At 64.8% G+C, this 17,697-nt stretch carries 13 protein-coding genes; 10 read left to right on the top strand and 3 right to left on the bottom strand.

The features are described 5' to 3' along the window. Window positions 1–9: 9 nt before the first annotated feature. The gene (katG, locus tag Q1U94_RS12405; protein ID WP_300545145.1) at window positions 10–2,223 is read right to left on the bottom strand and encodes a catalase/peroxidase HPI; all 2,214 of its coding nucleotides are present in this window, start codon (window positions 2,221–2,223) and stop codon (window positions 10–12) included. 202 nt (window positions 2,224–2,425) lie between these two features. Here katG and Q1U94_RS12410 point away from each other — a divergent pair, with 202 nt between their 5' ends. The 4 genes from Q1U94_RS12410 to Q1U94_RS12425 all read left to right on the top strand — a co-directional run bounded on the left by Q1U94_RS12410 (window position 2,426) and on the right by Q1U94_RS12425 (window position 6,236). After that, window positions 2,426–3,484 carry an SMP-30/gluconolactonase/LRE family protein gene (locus Q1U94_RS12410; RefSeq protein WP_300545148.1) on the top strand — a complete coding sequence of 353 codons (1,059 nt, stop codon included), beginning with the start codon at window positions 2,426–2,428 and terminating at the stop codon, window positions 3,482–3,484. Window positions 3,485–3,546: 62 nt separating this feature from the next. After that, window positions 3,547–5,607, top strand: a complete 2,061-nt coding sequence (locus Q1U94_RS12415; protein WP_300545150.1) for an amidohydrolase family protein — start codon at window positions 3,547–3,549, stop codon at window positions 5,605–5,607. Between the two features lie 155 nt (window positions 5,608–5,762). Next, on the top strand, window positions 5,763–5,903 hold the full coding sequence (locus Q1U94_RS12420; RefSeq protein WP_300545152.1) for a hypothetical protein: 141 nt from the start codon (window positions 5,763–5,765) through the stop codon (window positions 5,901–5,903). A gap of 21 nt (window positions 5,904–5,924) precedes the next feature. Further along, window positions 5,925–6,236, top strand: a complete 312-nt coding sequence (locus tag Q1U94_RS12425) for a GNAT family N-acetyltransferase (RefSeq protein WP_300545154.1) — start codon at window positions 5,925–5,927, stop codon at window positions 6,234–6,236. A 12-nt stretch (window positions 6,237–6,248) separates the two neighbouring features. Here Q1U94_RS12425 and Q1U94_RS12430 read toward each other — a convergent pair whose 3' ends face one another. Further along, the gene (locus tag Q1U94_RS12430; protein WP_300545157.1) at window positions 6,249–6,908 is read right to left on the bottom strand and encodes a Fe2+-dependent dioxygenase; all 660 of its coding nucleotides are present in this window, start codon (window positions 6,906–6,908) and stop codon (window positions 6,249–6,251) included. A gap of 94 nt (window positions 6,909–7,002) precedes the next feature. Between Q1U94_RS12430 and Q1U94_RS12435 the strand changes: the two genes are divergently transcribed. The 6 genes from Q1U94_RS12435 to Q1U94_RS12460 all read left to right on the top strand — a co-directional run bounded on the left by Q1U94_RS12435 (window position 7,003) and on the right by Q1U94_RS12460 (window position 14,236). Beyond that, a complete protein-coding gene (locus Q1U94_RS12435; protein WP_300545159.1) occupies window positions 7,003–7,887 on the top strand; it encodes a hypothetical protein in 885 nt (294 codons plus the stop codon). Window positions 7,888–8,105: 218 nt separating this feature from the next. After that, window positions 8,106–8,483, top strand: coding sequence for a hypothetical protein (locus tag Q1U94_RS12440; protein ID WP_300545162.1), 378 nt, complete (start codon window positions 8,106–8,108; stop codon window positions 8,481–8,483). 13 nt (window positions 8,484–8,496) lie between these two features. Next, the gene (locus Q1U94_RS12445) at window positions 8,497–10,185 is read left to right on the top strand and encodes an ATP-binding protein (protein WP_300545165.1); all 1,689 of its coding nucleotides are present in this window, start codon (window positions 8,497–8,499) and stop codon (window positions 10,183–10,185) included. Window positions 10,186–10,249: 64 nt separating this feature from the next. Beyond that, window positions 10,250–11,170, top strand: coding sequence for a rhodanese-related sulfurtransferase (locus tag Q1U94_RS12450; protein WP_300545167.1), 921 nt, complete (start codon window positions 10,250–10,252; stop codon window positions 11,168–11,170). Next, window positions 11,167–11,796 (top strand): glutathione S-transferase, encoded by a 630-nt coding sequence (locus Q1U94_RS12455; RefSeq protein WP_300545170.1) that lies wholly within the window; start codon window positions 11,167–11,169, stop codon window positions 11,794–11,796. Before Q1U94_RS12450 ends, Q1U94_RS12455 begins: the two co-directional genes overlap by 4 nt. 214 nt (window positions 11,797–12,010) lie before the next feature. Continuing rightward, window positions 12,011–14,236 (top strand): TonB-dependent receptor, encoded by a 2,226-nt coding sequence (locus tag Q1U94_RS12460; protein WP_300545172.1) that lies wholly within the window; start codon window positions 12,011–12,013, stop codon window positions 14,234–14,236. A gap of 250 nt (window positions 14,237–14,486) precedes the next feature. Here Q1U94_RS12460 and Q1U94_RS12465 read toward each other — a convergent pair whose 3' ends face one another. Then, window positions 14,487–17,696 carry an amidohydrolase family protein gene (locus Q1U94_RS12465; protein ID WP_300545174.1) on the bottom strand — a complete coding sequence of 1,070 codons (3,210 nt, stop codon included), beginning with the start codon at window positions 17,694–17,696 and terminating at the stop codon, window positions 14,487–14,489. Window position 17,697: the final 1 nt, after the last annotated feature.

The following is a 17,697-nucleotide window of genomic DNA, read 5'->3' on the forward strand; positions in this document are numbered from 1 at the left end:
TCGGGCGGGTTACGCCGCCAGGTCGAAGCGGTCGGCGTTCATCACCTTGGTCCAGGCGGCCACGAAATCCCTGACGAATTTCGTCTCGGCATCGTTCTGGGCATAGACTTCGGAGATCGCCCGCAATTGCGAGTTGGACCCGAAGACCAGGTCGACCCGGCTGCCGGTCCATTTCACCGTGCCGGTCTTGCGGTCGCGCCCCTCGAAGGCATCGGCCTCGTCGGACACCGGCGACCATGCGATATTCATGTCCACGATCGTGCGGAAGAAATCATTGGTCAGCGTGCCGGGCCGGTCGGTGAAGACACCCAGTCCGGACTGTTTCGTGTTGGCGTCCAGCACACGCATACCGCCCACAAGAACCGTCATCTCCGGTGCGGTCAGCGTGAGCAGCTGGGCCTTGTCGATCAGGAGGTGTTCCGCGGAAAGCGTGTATTTGGCCTTCTCGTAATTACGGAATCCGTCCGCCATCGGCTCGAGATAATCAAAGCTTTCGACATCGGTCTGCTCGTCGGAGGCATCGGTGCGGCCCGGCGCGAAGGGCACGTCGATATCGTGGCCCGCTGCCCTGGCCGCCTGTTCGATGGCCGCACTGCCGCCCAGCACGATCAGATCGGCCAGCGAGACCTTCTTGCCGCCGGCCTGGGCCGCATTGAAGCCGGACTGGATACCGGTCAGCGTGTCGAGCACCTTGGCCAGGCGGGCCGGATCGTTGGCCTCCCAGTCCTTCTGCGGCGCCAGGCGGATACGCGCACCATTGGCCCCGCCGCGCTTGTCCGAACCGCGGAAGGTCGAGGCCGAGGCCCAGGCGGTGAAGACCAGGTCGGACACGGACAGGCCCGAATCCAGGATTTTCGCCTTCAGCTCGGCAATATCCTTGCCATCGACCAGCGGGTGATCGACAGGCGGCACCGGGTCCTGCCAGATCAGGTCCTCGTCCGGCACTTCCGGGCCGAGATAGCGCGCCTTGGGCCCCATGTCGCGGTGGGTCAGCTTGAACCAGGCGCGGGCGAAAGCGTCGGCGAACTCATCCGGATTCTTGTGGAAGTGGCGCGAGATCTTCTCGTAGTCCGGATCCATGCGCATCGCCATATCGGCGGTGGACATCATGATGCCGACCTTCTTGCCGGCATCCTCGGCATCGGGTGCCTTGTGCTCGTCCTTGAGATCCTTGGGCACCCATTGCCAGGCTCCGGCCGGGCTCTTGGTCAGCTCCCACTCATTGCCGAACAGGACATCGAAGTAACTCATGTCCCACCGGGTCGGCGTCGGCGTCCAGGCGCCTTCCAGTCCCGAGGTGATAGCGTCGCGGCCCTTGCCGCTCTTGTGCGTGGAGAGCCAGCCGAAACCCATGGCTTCCAGCGGCGCGGCTTCCGGTTCCGGACCGACATGGGAGACATCGCCGGCGCCATGCGTCTTGCCGAATGTATGGCCGCCCGCGGTCAGCGCGACGGTCTCGTAATCGTCCATCGCCATGCGTGCGAACGTCTCGCGGATATCCCTGGCCGAGGCCAGCGGGTCGGGATTGCCGTCCGGGCCTTCCGGGTTGACGTAGATCAGGCCCATCTGCACTGCCGCCAGCGGGTTTTCCAGGTCGCGCTCGCCGGAATAGCGGCTATTGGCCTTGTCGCTGGTTGCCAGCCATTCCGACTCGGCGCCCCAGTAAATGTCTTCCTCGGGCTCCCAGATATCCTCGCGGCCACCGCCGAACCCGAAGGTCTTGCCGCCCATGGATTCGATGGCGCAATTACCGGCCAGGATCATCAGGTCGGCCCAGGAAATCTTGTTTCCGTATTTCTGCTTGATCGGCCAGAGCAGGCGCCGGGCCTTGTCCAGATTGCCGTTGTCCGGCCAGCTGTTCAGCGGGGCAAAGCGCTGTGTGCCGGTCCCCGCCCCGCCACGTCCGTCGCCGGTGCGGTAGGTGCCGGCGCTGTGCCAGGCCATGCGAATGAAAAGCGGGCCGTAATGGCCGTAATCCGCCGGCCACCAGTCCTGGCTGTCCGTCATCAGGTCGTAGAGATCCTGCTTGAGCGCCTTCAGGTCGACCGATTTGAACGCTTCGGCATAGTCGAAGGCCTCGCCCATCGGGTTCGACAGGGAGGAGTTCTGGTGCAGCATTTTCAGATTGATCTGATTGGGCCACCAGTCGCGGTTCGACGTACCACCGCCGCTCGGATGTAACGGCGCGCCGTGCATCACCGGGCATTTATTGGTCGTATCCATGGTTCACTCCGATCATGGTTGGATTTCCTCCGGTGTCGCCAAGGTGAACCTGGACCGCGCATATGTCCAATCGATTAGTTTTTCGATTCCTATCGATCCTGCCTATGTCGCACCTGCGCACACGTTTTCGCCCGGGCTCGCCATATCCGCGTTCCCCCTGCCCGCCTTCCCGGATACAGTCCGATGAAAGCAGGAGGGGATCATGCGCACGCTTGTCGCAATCCTGGCAGTACCGGCCGTCATTCTCGGCCTGGCCGCCTACGGGCCCGGCGCCCTCGATGCCATGCGGTTCGATCCGCCTGGAACGGACCCCGCACTGGCCGGCCTGTTCGAACGAGGGGCGCAACCGGTGCGGCAGGAGCGCCCGGATCTGCACGGTCCGGAAGATCTGGAACCGGGTCCGGACGGGCGCCTCTATGCCAGCCTGGCCGACGGGCGCATCATGGCGCGCAGCCCGGACGGCGAATGGATGGAGTTTGACGATACCGGCGGCCGGCCGCTGGGCCTGGCCTTCGCGCCCGACGGCACGCTGTTCGTCGCCGATGCCCTGCGCGGGCTTCTGCGCCGCACCGCGACCGGCTGGGAGACCTGGATTGCGGCCGCGCCCGACGGCCCCCTCGTCTTCGCCGACGATCTCACCGTGCTGGAGGACGGGCGTGTCGTGATGACCGATGCGTCGCTGCGCCACGGCTATGGCGCCCATCTCCTCTCCTTCCTGGAGGGCGACCAGACCGGGCGCGTCCTGCGGGTCACCGGCCCCGGCGAATTCACCGAATTGGCCGGCGGGCTCGGTTTCATCAACGGGGTGGATCACGATCCGCAGACCGGCCTCGTCTACATCAACGAAACCTGGGCGGGCCGGATCTGGCAGCTCGATCCCGGCAGCGGCGAGATGACGGTGCTGGTCGAGGGCCTGCCGGGTTATCCGGACAATCTGGAATTCGACGCCGATACCGGACTGATCTGGGCGGCCCTTCCCTCACCGCGGGCGGTAGACCTGGAAGCCCTCCACCCGCGCCCCTTCGTCAAGCGGCTGGCCTGGCGCTGGATCCAGATCGCCGGCTGGCCGCCTTTGCCATCCGCACCGGCGATGGCGATTGCCGTCGACACTGACGGCCGCTCCGTGCACGGACTTCGCGGCCCCGAACAGGGACCCGACGGAATCACCACGGCGCTGGTCTGGAATGGCGAATTGTGGACCGCGGGCCTGAGGCGCGACGGCATCACCGTGTTTGCCGCACCGGCCGCAGAGGGCGAGTAACCCGGGGAGACTTTCCGGTGCCGGCATAGTATCGAACGGAAAGAGAAAATGAGGGGAGTTCCATGAAGTTGTCGATAAACGCCGCGGCCATGGCCGCCCTGGCGGGCGCACTGCTTGCCTGCAGCCCGCAGCCGGACACCGGCACGGACACAATCGAGGCCGCCGAAGCAGAACGCTTCACCGTCATGGTCGGCGGCACGCAGATCGGTGCGCTGGATATCGCCCTGTCCGGGGACGGGTATGCGATCGACTACGAATACCGCAACAATGGCCGCGGCCCGACCCTGACCGAATCTATCGCACTGGACGCGGAAGGCCTGCCGCTCAGCTGGACGATCGATGGCAACACGACATTCGGCAATCCGGTCGAGGAGCGCTACGCCCTGGTCGACAGCGAGGCCCGCTGGACCGATACCACCGGCTCCGGCGAGGCCCTGCCGGACGGTCCGGCCTTTTATGTACCCCAGAATGCCAGCCCCTACTGGCTCGCCATCGCGGCACGCGCACTGATGAACGCCCAGGACAATGCCCTGCCGGCCCTGCCCGGCGGCACGCTGCGCCTGGACGAGATCGACACGCTGGATGTCTCCAATGGCAGCGAGGCCCGCAGCATCACGGCCTATGCGCTCTCCGGCACCAGTCTGGACCCGACCTATTTCCTGATGTCGGACCGGGCATTCTTCGGCGTGATCTCGCCACGCTTTTCGGTTCTGGAAGCCGGGTTCGAAGCCGAGGACGAACGCCTGCGCGCACTCGCCGCCGAATATGGCGCACAGCGCTACGAGGACATCCAGTCCCGTTTCGCCCACGACTACGGGGCACCGGTCCGGATCCGCAATGTGCGGGTATTCGACCCCGCAAGCCAGGCCCTGGGCGAGCCGGTTTCGGTGGTCATCGAGGGTGACACGATCTCGGCCATCGACCCGCTGGACGTGCCCACGGGCGCCGGCGAGGTGGAAATCGACGGGGCCGGCGGATCGCTGATCCCCGGCCTGTTCGAAATGCACGGCCATATGGGCGAGGACGACGCGATCCTGAATATCGCCGCCGGCGTGACCAGCGTGCGCGACATGGGCAACAACAACGACGTGCTCAGCGCCCTGATCGACCGGATCGAAAGTGGCGAGATCGCCGGACCGCGCGTCTTCCGCTCCGGCTTCATCGAAGGCCGCAGCCCCTTCAATTCCAACAACGGCATTCTCGTCGAGAGCGAGGACGAGGCGGTCGCCGCCGTGGAGACCTATGCCGCAAGCGGCGAGTTCTTCCAGATCAAGATCTACAACTCGATGAATCCGGACTGGGTGCCGGCGATGATCGCCGCCGCCCGCGAGCACGGCCTTCGCGTCACCGGCCACGTACCGGCCTTCTCCAATGCCGACGCGATGGTTGCCGCCGGCTATGACGAGATGACCCATATCAACCAGGTCATGCTGGGCTGGGTGCTGGACGAGGGCGAAGACACGCGCACCCTGTTGCGTCTGACCGCGCTCAAGCGCCTGCCCGGCCTGGACCTGCAGGGCGAAGCCGTGCAGTCGACCCTGGATGCGATGGTGGAGAATGGCGTCGCGATCGATCCGACCCTCGCCATCCACGAGGCTCTCCTGCTCTCGCGCAACGGGCAATTGTCGCCGGGATCGGTCGACTATGTCGACCACATGCCGGTCAGCGTGCAGCGCAGCGCCCGGTCGGCCTGGGCTGACATCTCGACGCCGGAAGACGATGCCGCCTATCGCGGAGCCTTCGACCAGATCCTGGCGACGCTGCGCCAGATGCACGAGCGCGGCATCTTCATGGTGCCGGGTACGGATCTGGGCGGTTCTTTCGCCTATCACCGCGAACTGGAGCTTTACCAGGAGATCGGCATGACGCCGGCGGAGATCCTGGCCTGGGCCAGCCATGGCATGGCCGAATATCTTGGCGTGGGCGACACGCTGGGTTCGATCGAGCCGGGCAAACGGGCCGACTTCTTCCTGGTGCCGGGCGATCCGACGGCCGATCTGCGCGACATCAAGACCATCGCCATGGTCGCCGCAGACGGGACGATCTATTTCCCGACCGAGATCTATCCGGAATTCGGTATCCGGCCCTTTGTCGACCTGCCGGCTGTCCGGACACCTCGCTAGCGGCAGCGCCCGTATCGGCGAGCGAGGACAGGAAGACCCGGCCCGGCATCGCGGGCCGGGTCTTTGCCGTTGCAGAGCCAGTCTTTTTCCGTTTTCGCATCTAACCGGCGCACATGCCGGTCTCTATATGGTCGCGAGGACTACAGGAGACCCTCATGCGCTGGACCGGACTTATCATATCGATCGCCATGCTCGGCCTGACCGGTGCACTTTTTCTGGCCTCGCTGCCGGGCGGAGCGCATTCTTTGACAATACGCGAAGCCCAGACAGGCACGGAATTGGGCAAGGCAGCCTGACGCCACGGCAGGGAGGACAAGATGGACATCCAGATCACGCTCGAGGAAACCGGCAGCAAGGGGCGCTACATCGCGCACATACCCGGCCATGAGGATACCGGCGAAATGACCTTCAGCCGGATTGGCCCCAAACGGGTCATTGTCGACCATACCGGCGTGCCGGATACGCTCAAGGGCATGGGCGTGGGCGCGGCGCTGGCCCGCAATGTGGTCGCGGAAGCCCGCGCCAAGGGCTTCACCATCGTGCCGCTCTGCCCCTTCCTGAAGGCCCAGGCCGAGCGCCATCCCGACTGGGCCGACGTGATCGAGGGACTTGCGCCCGCGACAGGCTGATATTGGTGCCGATCAGTCTTCTGCCCATTGCCTGAGCAGGTTGGACTTTGTCTTGAGCAGGAGGTCGAGTTCCGCCGTCTTGCCCTCGCGCTCGAACAGGGCGTGGCAGGCGCGGTCGAGATCGAACAGGATTTCGCGCTGGTCGGGCCGGCGCACCAGGCTGCGCACCCAGCCCACCACGGCAAGACGCTCGCCGGCTGTCACGGGAGCGACGCGATGCAAGGCGGCGGTGGGATAGACCACGGCCTCGCCCGCTGCGAGCCTGATTTCCGTGTCCCCGTCGATGCCTTCCATCACCAGGGCTCCGCCCTCATAGCTGTCCGGCTCCGACAGGAAGAGCGTGAAGGAGAGATCGGCCCGGCGCCCGCCCATCAGCGCATCGTCGACATGCGGTCCGTACTCCATGCCGGCCGTATAGCGCGAAACCAGCATGCGGGTGATGGATCTGGGCTGGGCGAAGCTGGTGAACAGGGCATTCTTCATCAGCGCCTTGCGGACGATATTGCGCATCGTGTCGATGCGCGGGCCCGCCTCGACCTGCTCGTTGCGCTTCACCTCGCGCGCGGCCCAGCCGGCTGTCCTGCGTCCGTCAGCGTATTCGCTTTCCGATGCCAGGGTCCGCAACTGGCCGGTCTCTTCGTGCGAACACAGATTGTGCAGACACAAGAACATGGTATCACCTGCGACTGATTGTCATTTACCGGAAATGGGTTTAGGCCCTTTCCTGCGTCCAACACAAGTCACCGGAACTGCAAGGGGGTAATTCATGGGCATCAAGCGTCGCACGCGTATCTGGACCACGGTCGGCACAGCCGCCCTGGCCGGCACTCTCGCCGGTTGCAGCGAACCGGCGGACGAGACCGGCAGCGAAGACCCCGCCCGGTCCGAACAACCCGCCACGCCATCCGCACCCGCGGACACCCAGCCGGCTGCCGCGCCCGCCTTCTCCGAAGGCGAGGGTGAGGGCGAAGGCGGCGGCGGTGGCGGCGAATTCGGGATCGACCCGGAGGCGGCCGCGAGCGACCCGGTCGTCTACATGATCGCCCTGGAGGTCATGCGCGCCCACTATCTCGCCGGCATCGACGCCTTCGAGGCCGGCGACCGTGCCGCAGGTGCGGAAATGTTCGCCCACCCGATTTCCGAGATCTATATCGATTTCGAACCCGTGCTCGAAGCACTCGGCGCCCCGCTCTTTGGCGAGACCATGACCGAGGCGTCCGTGGCACCCTATTCCGGCGAAGGCGATGACGCCGTGGCGGCGAAGGTCGAAGCCGTGATCGCTGCCATCGACGAGGCGGCGGAATTTGCGCCGCGGAGCGAGGTCTCCGACGGCGCCGTTCACGCACGCGTTCTGGCCGATCTCGTCGAACGCGGCGCCCTGCAATACCGGGTCGTGGCGAGCGATGCCGCCGCCGGCGAAGCCTATCTCGACGGCTACGGCTTCGCCAAGGCAGCCGAGCGCTATGCCGGCAATCACATGGATTCGATCGAGGCCGTCAGCCCCCAGGCAGCGGCGGCCCTTGCCGATGCGATGACCCAGCTGGACGCGGCCTTCCCGGCCGCGCTGCGGCCCGAAACGCTCGGCGGCAATGCCGAAACTCTTGTCGCCGCGGCCGATGCCGCAAAGGTCCGGGTCAACACCCTGCCCTGATTGGCGCTTACCGCCGGAGTGTGACGCAGCGCACACTCCGGCATGCCGGCCCGGCGCTATGATGCTTCCCTGGATACGGCCCTTCGGGCAGGGGAGGCTCCGTTGCAAACTCTATACAGGCATAATTTTAAGCTGCATGACGCGGCGAAATCAGACCTAGGGTTACGCAATTGAGGTTTGCCCTCTTGCTATCGCCCAGCCGAAAGGTCTGATCGATCATGGACTATTTCGACATCAACAATTTCATGCCCCATGGCATGTGTTTCCTGTGGCGGCCGGAACTGGTCGGCATGCATGTCATCGCCGACCTAGCCATTGCGCTTGCCTATTTCTCCATCCCCATTGTCATCGCGATCTTCCTGCGCCGCCTGGCCCGCCCCATCCCGTTTCGCTGGGCGTTCGTCATGTTCGGCATCTTCATCCTGCTCTGCGGTATCAACCACATCATGAACATCGTCGTGCTGTGGCACCCGGTCTATTATCTGGAAGGCGTGCTGAAACTGCTGACCGCCGCAGCGTCGGTGGCAACGGCGGTGCTGATACTGCCGCTTCTGCCGGTACTGATCGACCGGTTCACACGGATCGGAGAGGCATGAGGCGGAACCGAGCATGAACGCGACGCAACCGGACAGCCCGCCGCCCACACCGCCGCCCGATGCGCGCTACGAGACCCTGTCCGGTCTCCTCAATGCCTATCGAACGCCGGTGACGATCCTGCTGTTCGGCCTGATCGTGTCCCTCGCCCTCTTCTTTGCCACCCTGGTCGGCCAGAGCCGGGCGAAGGAGCGCGAGTTCCGCAATCACGCCGCCGCCCGGACCGCGGAGATCTCGGTCAGCCTCGAATCTCTCGCTGCCGAACTGGACGAATTGTCGCGCGCCATGGATGCCGGCCTCTCCGCTGACGATGCCATTGCCATATTCGGTCCCAACCGCTCCGGTCCGGTGGTAGGCGTGGGACTGGCCGGCGAAGACAATGAGATGGTCGCCACCGACAGGGCTGTCGGCCGCCAGGTGGCCCGCGCCCTGGCGGCTGCTGAAGGTACGCCGGCCGCACAGGGCGGGACGCAAATTCTTCAACTGCCGGGCGGACCGCAGGATGACATTCATTTTGCTCTCGTGCGCCCGCTTGGCGGCGATCACAATTTGCGGGCCTTCGTCGTTTCCAGATTCGGCGCGCTGATCCGCCCGATCGGCGCGCGCGCCGAAACGGCCTGGACGATAGCCCGGATCAACGGGCACAGCCCGGCCTATGCCTTCGCCAACCGCCGTTTTTCGGCGGACGGCCCGCCGCCGGACATGCCTCAGGTCCAGACCGTTCTCAATTCCGCGCCTTTCATACTCAGCTGGCGCGGCCAGGCGCCCTTCGACGTCATCCGCATCGACATGGTGCCACGCCGGTCCTACCTGCTCAGTGTCGGCTTTCTGCCCTGGATCGTGCTGGCCTTTTCCATGTTTGCGACCATGGCGATCGGCGCCCTGGCGCTGAAGGATGCCCGACGCGCCGAGGACATCCGCCATGAGGTGGACCGCAAGACGGCGGAGCTGAAGTACAGCCGAGACGTCATCGCCGCCAAGAATGAGGAACTGGCCCGTTTCGCCGCCCACGCCTCGCACGACCTCCAGGCCCCCCTGCGGGCCATGAAGGGCATATCCTCCCTGCTGGTCGAACGCCGGGGGGAATTCGACGACCGCAGTCAGGACATGCTGCGCCGGATCAATCGCGGCGCCGAACGGGCTCAGCGCCTGGTCCAGGACCTGCTGTCCTACACCCGCGCCGACGCCGCTCAGGTCAAGCCGGAGCCGATCGAGCCGGACGCGATCATCCGCGAGATCGAGGAATTACTGGGTCCAGCCATCGAGGAATGCGGCGGCACGCTGGAATGGCAGATCGAGGAACCCGTGATCGCGGACCGCTTCCTGTTCATTCGGGCCCTGCAGAACCTGGTAGCCAACGCGATCAAATACCGCAGCGAGGAACCGCCTCTCATCGAGGTGTCTGCACGCCGGCACGGCCAGAGCGTGACGATTTGCGTGGCCGACAACGGCATTGGTATCGACCGCAAGCATTTCCAGCGCATTTTCAACGTGTTCGAGCGCCTGCACGGCAATGATGCCTATGAGGGGTCCGGAATCGGGCTGGCCTTGTGCAAACGCGTCGCCGACCTTCATGGCGGCCGGATCTGGGTGGAATCCGAACCCGGCCTGGGAAGCCGGTTCCACCTCTACCTTCCAGCCCCGGTCCATTCCGGCCAACCGGGTCCGCTCGCGGTGGACGCTGCGGTCTCCAACGACCGCTGAACAGTGCCACCGATGACGGCGGCGCGGTGTGGCGATATACCGGGCCCGTTGCCAAGGGTGCCCCATGTCCCGCTTCCTGATCGCCGCGCTCTACAAGTTCACCCCGCTTGATGCCGGACCCGCCCTGCGGGCCCGCATCCAGTCCGTGTGCGAGGAAAACGCAGTGGCGGGTACCCTGTTATTGGCCCGCGAGGGGATCAACGGAACGATCGCCGGGCCGGAACCCGGCGTGCGGACCGTGCTGGCGATGCTGCAAACCCTGCCCGGCTGCGCCGGACTGGAGCACAAGGAAAGCTGGGCCGGCGAACAGCCCTTCCTGCGCCTGAAAGTGCGGCTGAAGCGCGAAATTGTCACCATGGGCGTACCCGATACCGACCCGACACGGATCGTGGGAACCTATGTCGAACCGGAAGACTGGAACGATCTCATCACCGCCCCCGACGTGGTCACCATCGACACCCGCAACGACTACGAAGTCCGCATCGGCCAGTTTGCCGGGGCCATCGATCCGCAGACCACAAGTTTCAGGGAGTTCCCGGACTGGTTCCGCCGCTTCCGCGAGACCCGGCCCAATGCCCGTATCGCCATGTACTGCACAGGCGGCATTCGCTGCGAAAAAGCGTCGGCCTTCGTAAAGGCGCAAGGCATCGATGCGGTCTACCATCTCAGGGGCGGCATCCTGAAATACCTGGAAACCGTCGACGAGGCCGACAGCCTGTGGCGCGGCGAGTGCTTTGTCTTCGACCGGCGCGTGGCCGTGAAACACGGGCTTGAGACGGGTACGCATATGCTCTGTCATGGCTGCCGCGAACCCCTGGGGCCGCAGGACATGACCTCGCCGCTCTACGTGGAGGGCGTGAGCTGTCCCTATTGCCACGATGCCCGGTCCGAGGAACAACGGGCGAGCTATGCCGAGCGGCACCGCCAGGAAACGCTCGCCGAACGCCGCGGCGAACGTCATGTCGGCCGCAAGGCGGCGGAATGACGGACCGCCTGCCTATTCTCTACTCTTTCCGCCGCTGCCCCTATGCCATGCGTGCCCGGCTCGCCCTGCATGCCAGCGGCACGGCGGTCGAACACCGCGAAATCCTGCTGCGCGACAAGCCCCAGGCCATGCTGAATGCCTCGCCCAAGGGAACCGTGCCGGTTCTGGTCCTGCCGGACGGGCCGGTGCTCGACGAGAGCCTGGACGTGATGCGCTGGGCTCTCGAGCGTCACGATCCCGAGGACTGGCTGGCGCCCGGCGGGGCCATGGACGGACTGATCGCGATGTGCGACGGCCCGTTCAAGCACCATCTCGACCGCTACAAATATGCCACACGCTACGAGAATGCCGACGCACTGGAGCATCGTGCTGCCGGACTCGATTTTCTTGAACGCCTCAATGAGCAGCTGTCCGGCCGGCTGCAGCTGTTCGGAGACCGGATGAGCCTGGCCGATGCGGCCATCTTTCCTTTTGTGCGCCAGTTTGCCCATACCGACAGGGACTGGTTCCGCGCCCAGCCGCTGGATGCGCTGCAAGCCTGGCTTGCCGGGCATCTGGCGTCCGAACGTTTCGCCGCCGTCATGGTCAAGCACCCGCTCTGGCAGGCATCCGGAAGCACGTCCTGACCGCCGGGCGGCGGCGGATCCGAACCACAGGACCAGCAAGGGTGGCCTGAAGGCAACACCCGGCCGCAAATGACAAGGTCTTGACGGCCGCGGGCTGTCATCAAACGGAAATATCCGCTAACGGAGCGATCGATCTCCATTGTGCACCTGCAGCAAAACGCAATCCTCTGCTGCCGCAAACGGATTCCCTAGGTCGGCTTCGAAAGATACTCCCATGAAAACCACTCTTTCCGCGAAAAACACACTGTGTTTTGCGAGTGTTAGCGCCATTGCCCTGGGCATGGCCCTGGCTCCTTCAGCCCTCGCCCAGTCCGAAACCCGCACCGCTTCGGGCTCGACTGTGGAAACCATCATCGTCACGACCACGCGCCGTGAGGAAAACATCCAGGACATCGCCAATTCGGTGACCGCCCAGTCCGGCGCCGATCTCGCCCCCTTCACCGAAGGCGGTGCCGATATCCTGACCCTGGCGGCCCGCGTGCCCAGCCTCTACGCGGAAAGTTCGAACGGCCGCGTTGCCCCGCGCTTCTATATCCGCGGCCTGGGTAATACCGATTTCGACCTTGCCGCCTCGCAGCCGGTCTCGGTGATCATGGACGATGTGGTGATGGAAAACGTCATCCTGAAGTCCTTCCCCCTGTTCGACATCCAGCAGGTGGAAATCGCCCGCGGCCCGCAGGGCACGCTGTTCGGCCGCAACACGACGGCCGGCACGATCAAGTTCGACAGCGTGCGTCCCAGCCAGGAAACCGACGGCTATTTCCAGGTCGCGGCGGGCACGCTGGGTACGGTCAATGTGGAAGGCGCCATCGGCGGCGCGCTCATCGACGATGTGCTCTCGGCGCGCATCTCGGTGCTGACCCAGAACCGCTCCGACTGGATCGACAACGATTTCACCGGCGAGGAAGACGCCCTGGGCGGTCACCGCGAATGGGCAGGCCGGGCCCAATTCCTGTTTACGCCGAATGAGACCCTGGACGCCCTGTTCAATGTGCACGCCCGTTCGCTGGCCGGCACCTCGGCAGTGTTCCGTGCCAATATCATCGGTCCGGGCAACAACAGTCTGAACGGCAATTTCGACCGCGACACGGTCTGGTTCGACAGCACGTTCAACAATCCCCAGCAATATGACAGCTGGGGCACGAGCGCGCGCGTCAACTATTATATGGACGATCTGACCCTGACCTCGATCACGGCCTACGAAAATGCCGACGGCTACAGCCTGGGCGATATCGACGGCGGCAATCTGGTCACCGGTCCGGGCTTCATCCCCTTCCCGTCGGAAACCCAGGACGGGATCGACGAGCTGGACCAGTTCACCCAGGAGTTCCGCCTCGCATCGGACGATGCCCGGGCCACGACCTGGCAGATCGGTGCATACTGGTTCGACAGCCAGTTCAACATCACCACGGTCGGCCCGAACGGCGGCTTCCCGCCGTCTACCACCGTGCGCCACAAGAACCAGCTGTGGTCGGTCTTCGGCCAGACCAGCCACCAGGCCACCGACCGCCTGGAACTGTCCGGCGGCGTACGCTTCACGCATGACGAAAAGGGCATGACCGGCATCGTCACCTCGATCCCGGTTGCCCCGGTTGAAGTCGAGGACGAACAGGTCAGCTGGGACATTTCGGCCTATTACGATCTGGACGACACCAGCGCCGTCTTTGCCCGCGTCGCCCGCGGCTTCCGCGGTCCGTCGATCCAGGGCCGCGACGTGGCCTTCTTCAGCCAGCCTTCGGTCGCCACCAGCGAGACCTCGATCTCCTACGAGATCGGCTACAAGTCCGAACCGCTGAACGGCCGCGCCCGTTTCAACGCAACGGCCTTCTACTATGTCGTCGACGATCTCCAGCTCTCCGCCGTCGGCGGCGCCGGCAATCTGGTACAGCTGGTCAATGCCGATCAGGGTGTGGGCTACGGTTTCGAAATCGACTCGGAATACTTCGTCACCGACAACCTCTTCGTGACGGCCGGCCTGTCCTGGAACGAGACCGAGCTTCAGGACGACACGCTGGAAGTGGGTGTGTGCGCCCAGTGCACCGTGCTGGACCCCGATGCCGACAATGACGGCTTCCACGAGGTCGACGGCAATCCCTTCCCGCAAGCGCCGGACTATATCCTGTCTTTCACCGCCCGCTACTCGATCCCGGCCGCCCGTGGCGGCGAGTGGTTCGCCTATACCGACTGGTTCTACCAGGGCCGCACGAACCTCTTCCTCTACGAGTCCGAGGAATTCTACTCCGAGGGCAATTTCGAGGGCGGGCTGCGCCTGGGCTATGCCGGCACGTCGGATGCGGGCCGCGACTACGAGGCCGCGCTGTTCGTGCGCAATATCACCGACGAGGAAAACCTGGTTGGCGGTATCGACTTCAACAACAATACGGGCTTCGTGAACGCACCGCGTATCGTCGGCCTGTCCTTCCGCTCGACCCTGAACTAGGTCCGGCGAATGCATTAAAAATGCGCAAAACCCCGGGTTTCGACCCGGGGTTTTTTTTATTCACTGCGTTCGCGGACGGGTTCCGGCATAGTGGTATCGTGACGAAGACGGCGGCGTTCCCCCGCGCCAGCCGGAGCACGACCCCGGGGTTCCTTTCCCCTCAGGAACCCGCTTTCGATCCCCCCGAAAGACTGAAGGGCGCCCATCCCCCGGGCGCCCTTCTCCTTTTCCTGCTTCAGGCCGGACCCGCCTATTCCCAGAAATAGGCCGGGCGCTGGCGGTCACCGGTGACGACCTCGTTCATGCTCTCCGCCTCGTAAAGCCGGCCATTGAGCATGACGTATTCGATCTCGTCGGTATGACCGATATCCTCCAGCGGATTTTCCCGCATGATCACCAGATCGGCCAGCTTGCCCGCCTCGATCGTTCCCAGATCGGCGTCGAAGCCGAGATGTTGCGCCGGCATTACGGTTGCCGTCTGCAGGGCCTCCAGCGGCGAGAATCCGCCGCGTACGAAGGACCACATCTCCCAGTGCGCCGCCAGGCCTTCCTGCTGGCCGTGTGCACCGATGGAAACCGGCACGCCCCGCTCGAACAGGAGATGAGCCGTGCGGGCATTGTCGTCGTCCACGAAATCCTCCTCCGGCGCCGTGGTGCGGCGCACGGACGAGGCTTCCAGGATGCGCGGCGGCACATGCCGGGACAGGATCGGATGCAGCCAGACATCCATTTCCTGGCGCCAGTAGGGATCGCCGGCCAGACCGCCATAGGTGACCGTGATGGTCGGTGTATAGGCGACCTCGGTCTGGGCGTACATCTGCAGCACATCCTCATAGATCATCGCCTGGGGCAGGTTGTGCTCGATCGAGGTATTGCCGTCGGCCACCATGGCCATGTCCATGTGATAGTTGGACCCGCCTTCCGCGACGACGGCCAGGCCCGCCTCGATCGAGGCGGCGACAACCTGCTGGCGCTGGTTCCGCCGCGGCTGGTTATAGTTCTTGATGGCGTGTGCGCCCTGGGCGTTCAGGCGGAAGACATGCTCTTCGGCATCCTCGTAGGAATTGATCTCCGCATAGACCGACGGTGCCCGCGCGCCATAGACGATCTCGCCGGTGGAATAGGTGCGCGGGGCCAGGAGCCGGCCGGCGCGCTGATATTCCGACGCGGTGAAAATATGGCTTGCCCGGCTGGACGGGTCGAAAATCGTCGTGACGCCGAAGGCCAGATGAGCGATGGCCGACCAGTTCTGTTCGGGTACCAGGTCGCCCGTGCCCTGCGGTCCGTGCGCATGGGCGTCGATGAAGCCCGGCGTGATCGTCATGCCATTGGCATTCACCACACGGGCCCCTTCGGGCACCTCCGCATCCGCACCGACGGACAGGATCCGGTTGCCGTCGACGATGATATTGCCGCTTTCGATGACACCGCCGTCATCGCCGGCCATGGTGATGATGCGCGCGCCGACGATCGCGGTGATACCGTCGGGACGATCGGCCGTTGCCGTGATGGAAATGTCGGTCCCGCTTTGCGGCGGCGTGTACTCATTGTCGCCCGACGGGTCGGGGCGGAAGTCGGCCAGCGGCACGGAGAAGAATTCCGGTCCCATCGTCCAGTTGAGACGGGCCCCCTCCTCACTCCAGTGGAAATAGGTCGCGCCATTGCCCGACACCTCAACGGTCGGCAGCGCCGAACCGCCCGATCCGCCGGCAACCGATTGCGGCCCCGGCAGGACCGGCATTACGAAGACATCGTAATTCTGCCGGAAGGCAACATGCCCGCCATCGGGCGAGACCTGATATTCGGTGACCATGTCGGACGTGATGTGGGTGCGTTCCTCATGCCCGTTGAGATCGACAGAGACGAGGCTGGCCCCGTCGCCATTGCGGGTGAAGAAGATGCGGTCGTTCGCGGCCCCGAAATGCGGCAGCGATCCGCTGCCCGTCACTTCCGTCATGTCCCCGCCATCGGCGTCGACCCGGAAAATACCCGTCGTTTCCGACCATTCCGGCGCTGTGAGATAGCCGCCCGATCCCTTTTCGAAGACGATGGTCTCACCATCCGGGGAAAAGCGCGGATTGGAATAATGGCCGGGCTCGCCGGTCACCGTGCGCTCGCGTCCGCCGCGGGCGGAGACGGTGCGGATCGAGCCCAGTTCCTCATCGTCCCAGGCCACGAAAGCGATGGTACGCCCGTCCGGCGACCAGGTGGGGGTGATCTCGCGGCGCTCGCCCGGATCGGCACGGGTCAGACGGCGGGCCTCGCCGCCGGCAGCGTCGCGAACCCACAGGACGCCCAGGCTTTCAAAGACGATCCGGCTGCCATCCGGGGACGCCGTGGCAAAGCGCGGCATCTGCGTGGAGAACGTGTCCGGCGCCACGTCCACCTGCGGCCGCGGCGGATCGATGACATCGCGCGTATCGTCGACGACGAAGGGAATATCCGTGACCTCGCCGCTGCCGATATCGACGCGGTGAATGCCGCCATCGGCCCAGTAGACGATGGCCGAACTGTCGGGCATCCAGTCCATGTTGGGATACATGCCCGTAATGCCCCAGGTTTCCTGCATGTCCTGGTCGACCGTCTCGACGATCCGGCGCTCCTCGCCGGAATTGAGATCCTTGATCCACAGGCCCGAACGGATGCGGTCGCGGCGGATGAAAGCCATGTAGCGCCCGTCCGGCGACGGGGCCGGCCGCACGGCGCCGCCCGCGCCCTCGACGGCCGTGTCGGTCTCGCCGGTTTCCATGTCGTAGCGCAGGATGTTGAAGAGTTCCGTGTTGGAATCCTGGGCGTAGATAAAGGTGTTCCCGGAGGTAACGTTCTGCGTGTAGTAGACGTAGCGCCCGTCCGGCGAGAAGATCGGCTCGCCCAGCTCCTTCTGGAAATTCTCGCTGGGTCGTTCCACCAGCTGCACGCCGTTTCCGCCCAGCACATGATAGAGCCAGATCTCGCCGGTGCCGGCCGAACGCTGGGTGGTGAAATGCTTGCGCGCCGCGATATAGCGGCCGGAGGGATGCCAGGTCGGATTGTTGAGAAGGCGGAAGCTCTCCTGGGTCAGCTGGCGGGCATTCGACCCGTCTACATCCATGATCCAGATATTATCCCCGCCCCCGCGGTCCGAGGTGAAGGCGATCTGCGATCCGTCGGGGGAAAAGCGCGGCTGGATCTCCCAGGGCAGGCCTGAGGCGATATTGGTCGCGGGCCCGCCCGAGACCGGCATGGTGTAGATATCGCCCAGCATGTCGAAAGCGATGGTCTGCCCGTCGGGGCTGACATCCAGCGACATCCAGGTCCCTTCGGTCACATTGACCGGAATCGAGCGCGTCGGCAGCGGCGGATTGGCCACATCCCACTCGGTGCTGGCCGCCTCGTCTTCGCCCTCGGCCTCCTGCAAGGCCAGGCCCGGTGCGGTAGCCAGAATGGTCGATGCTGCCAGACTTGCGATGAATCGGGTCATG

This window comes from Maricaulis sp. (assembly GCF_030149515.1).
Taxonomy (GTDB): domain Bacteria; phylum Pseudomonadota; class Alphaproteobacteria; order Caulobacterales; family Maricaulaceae; genus Maricaulis.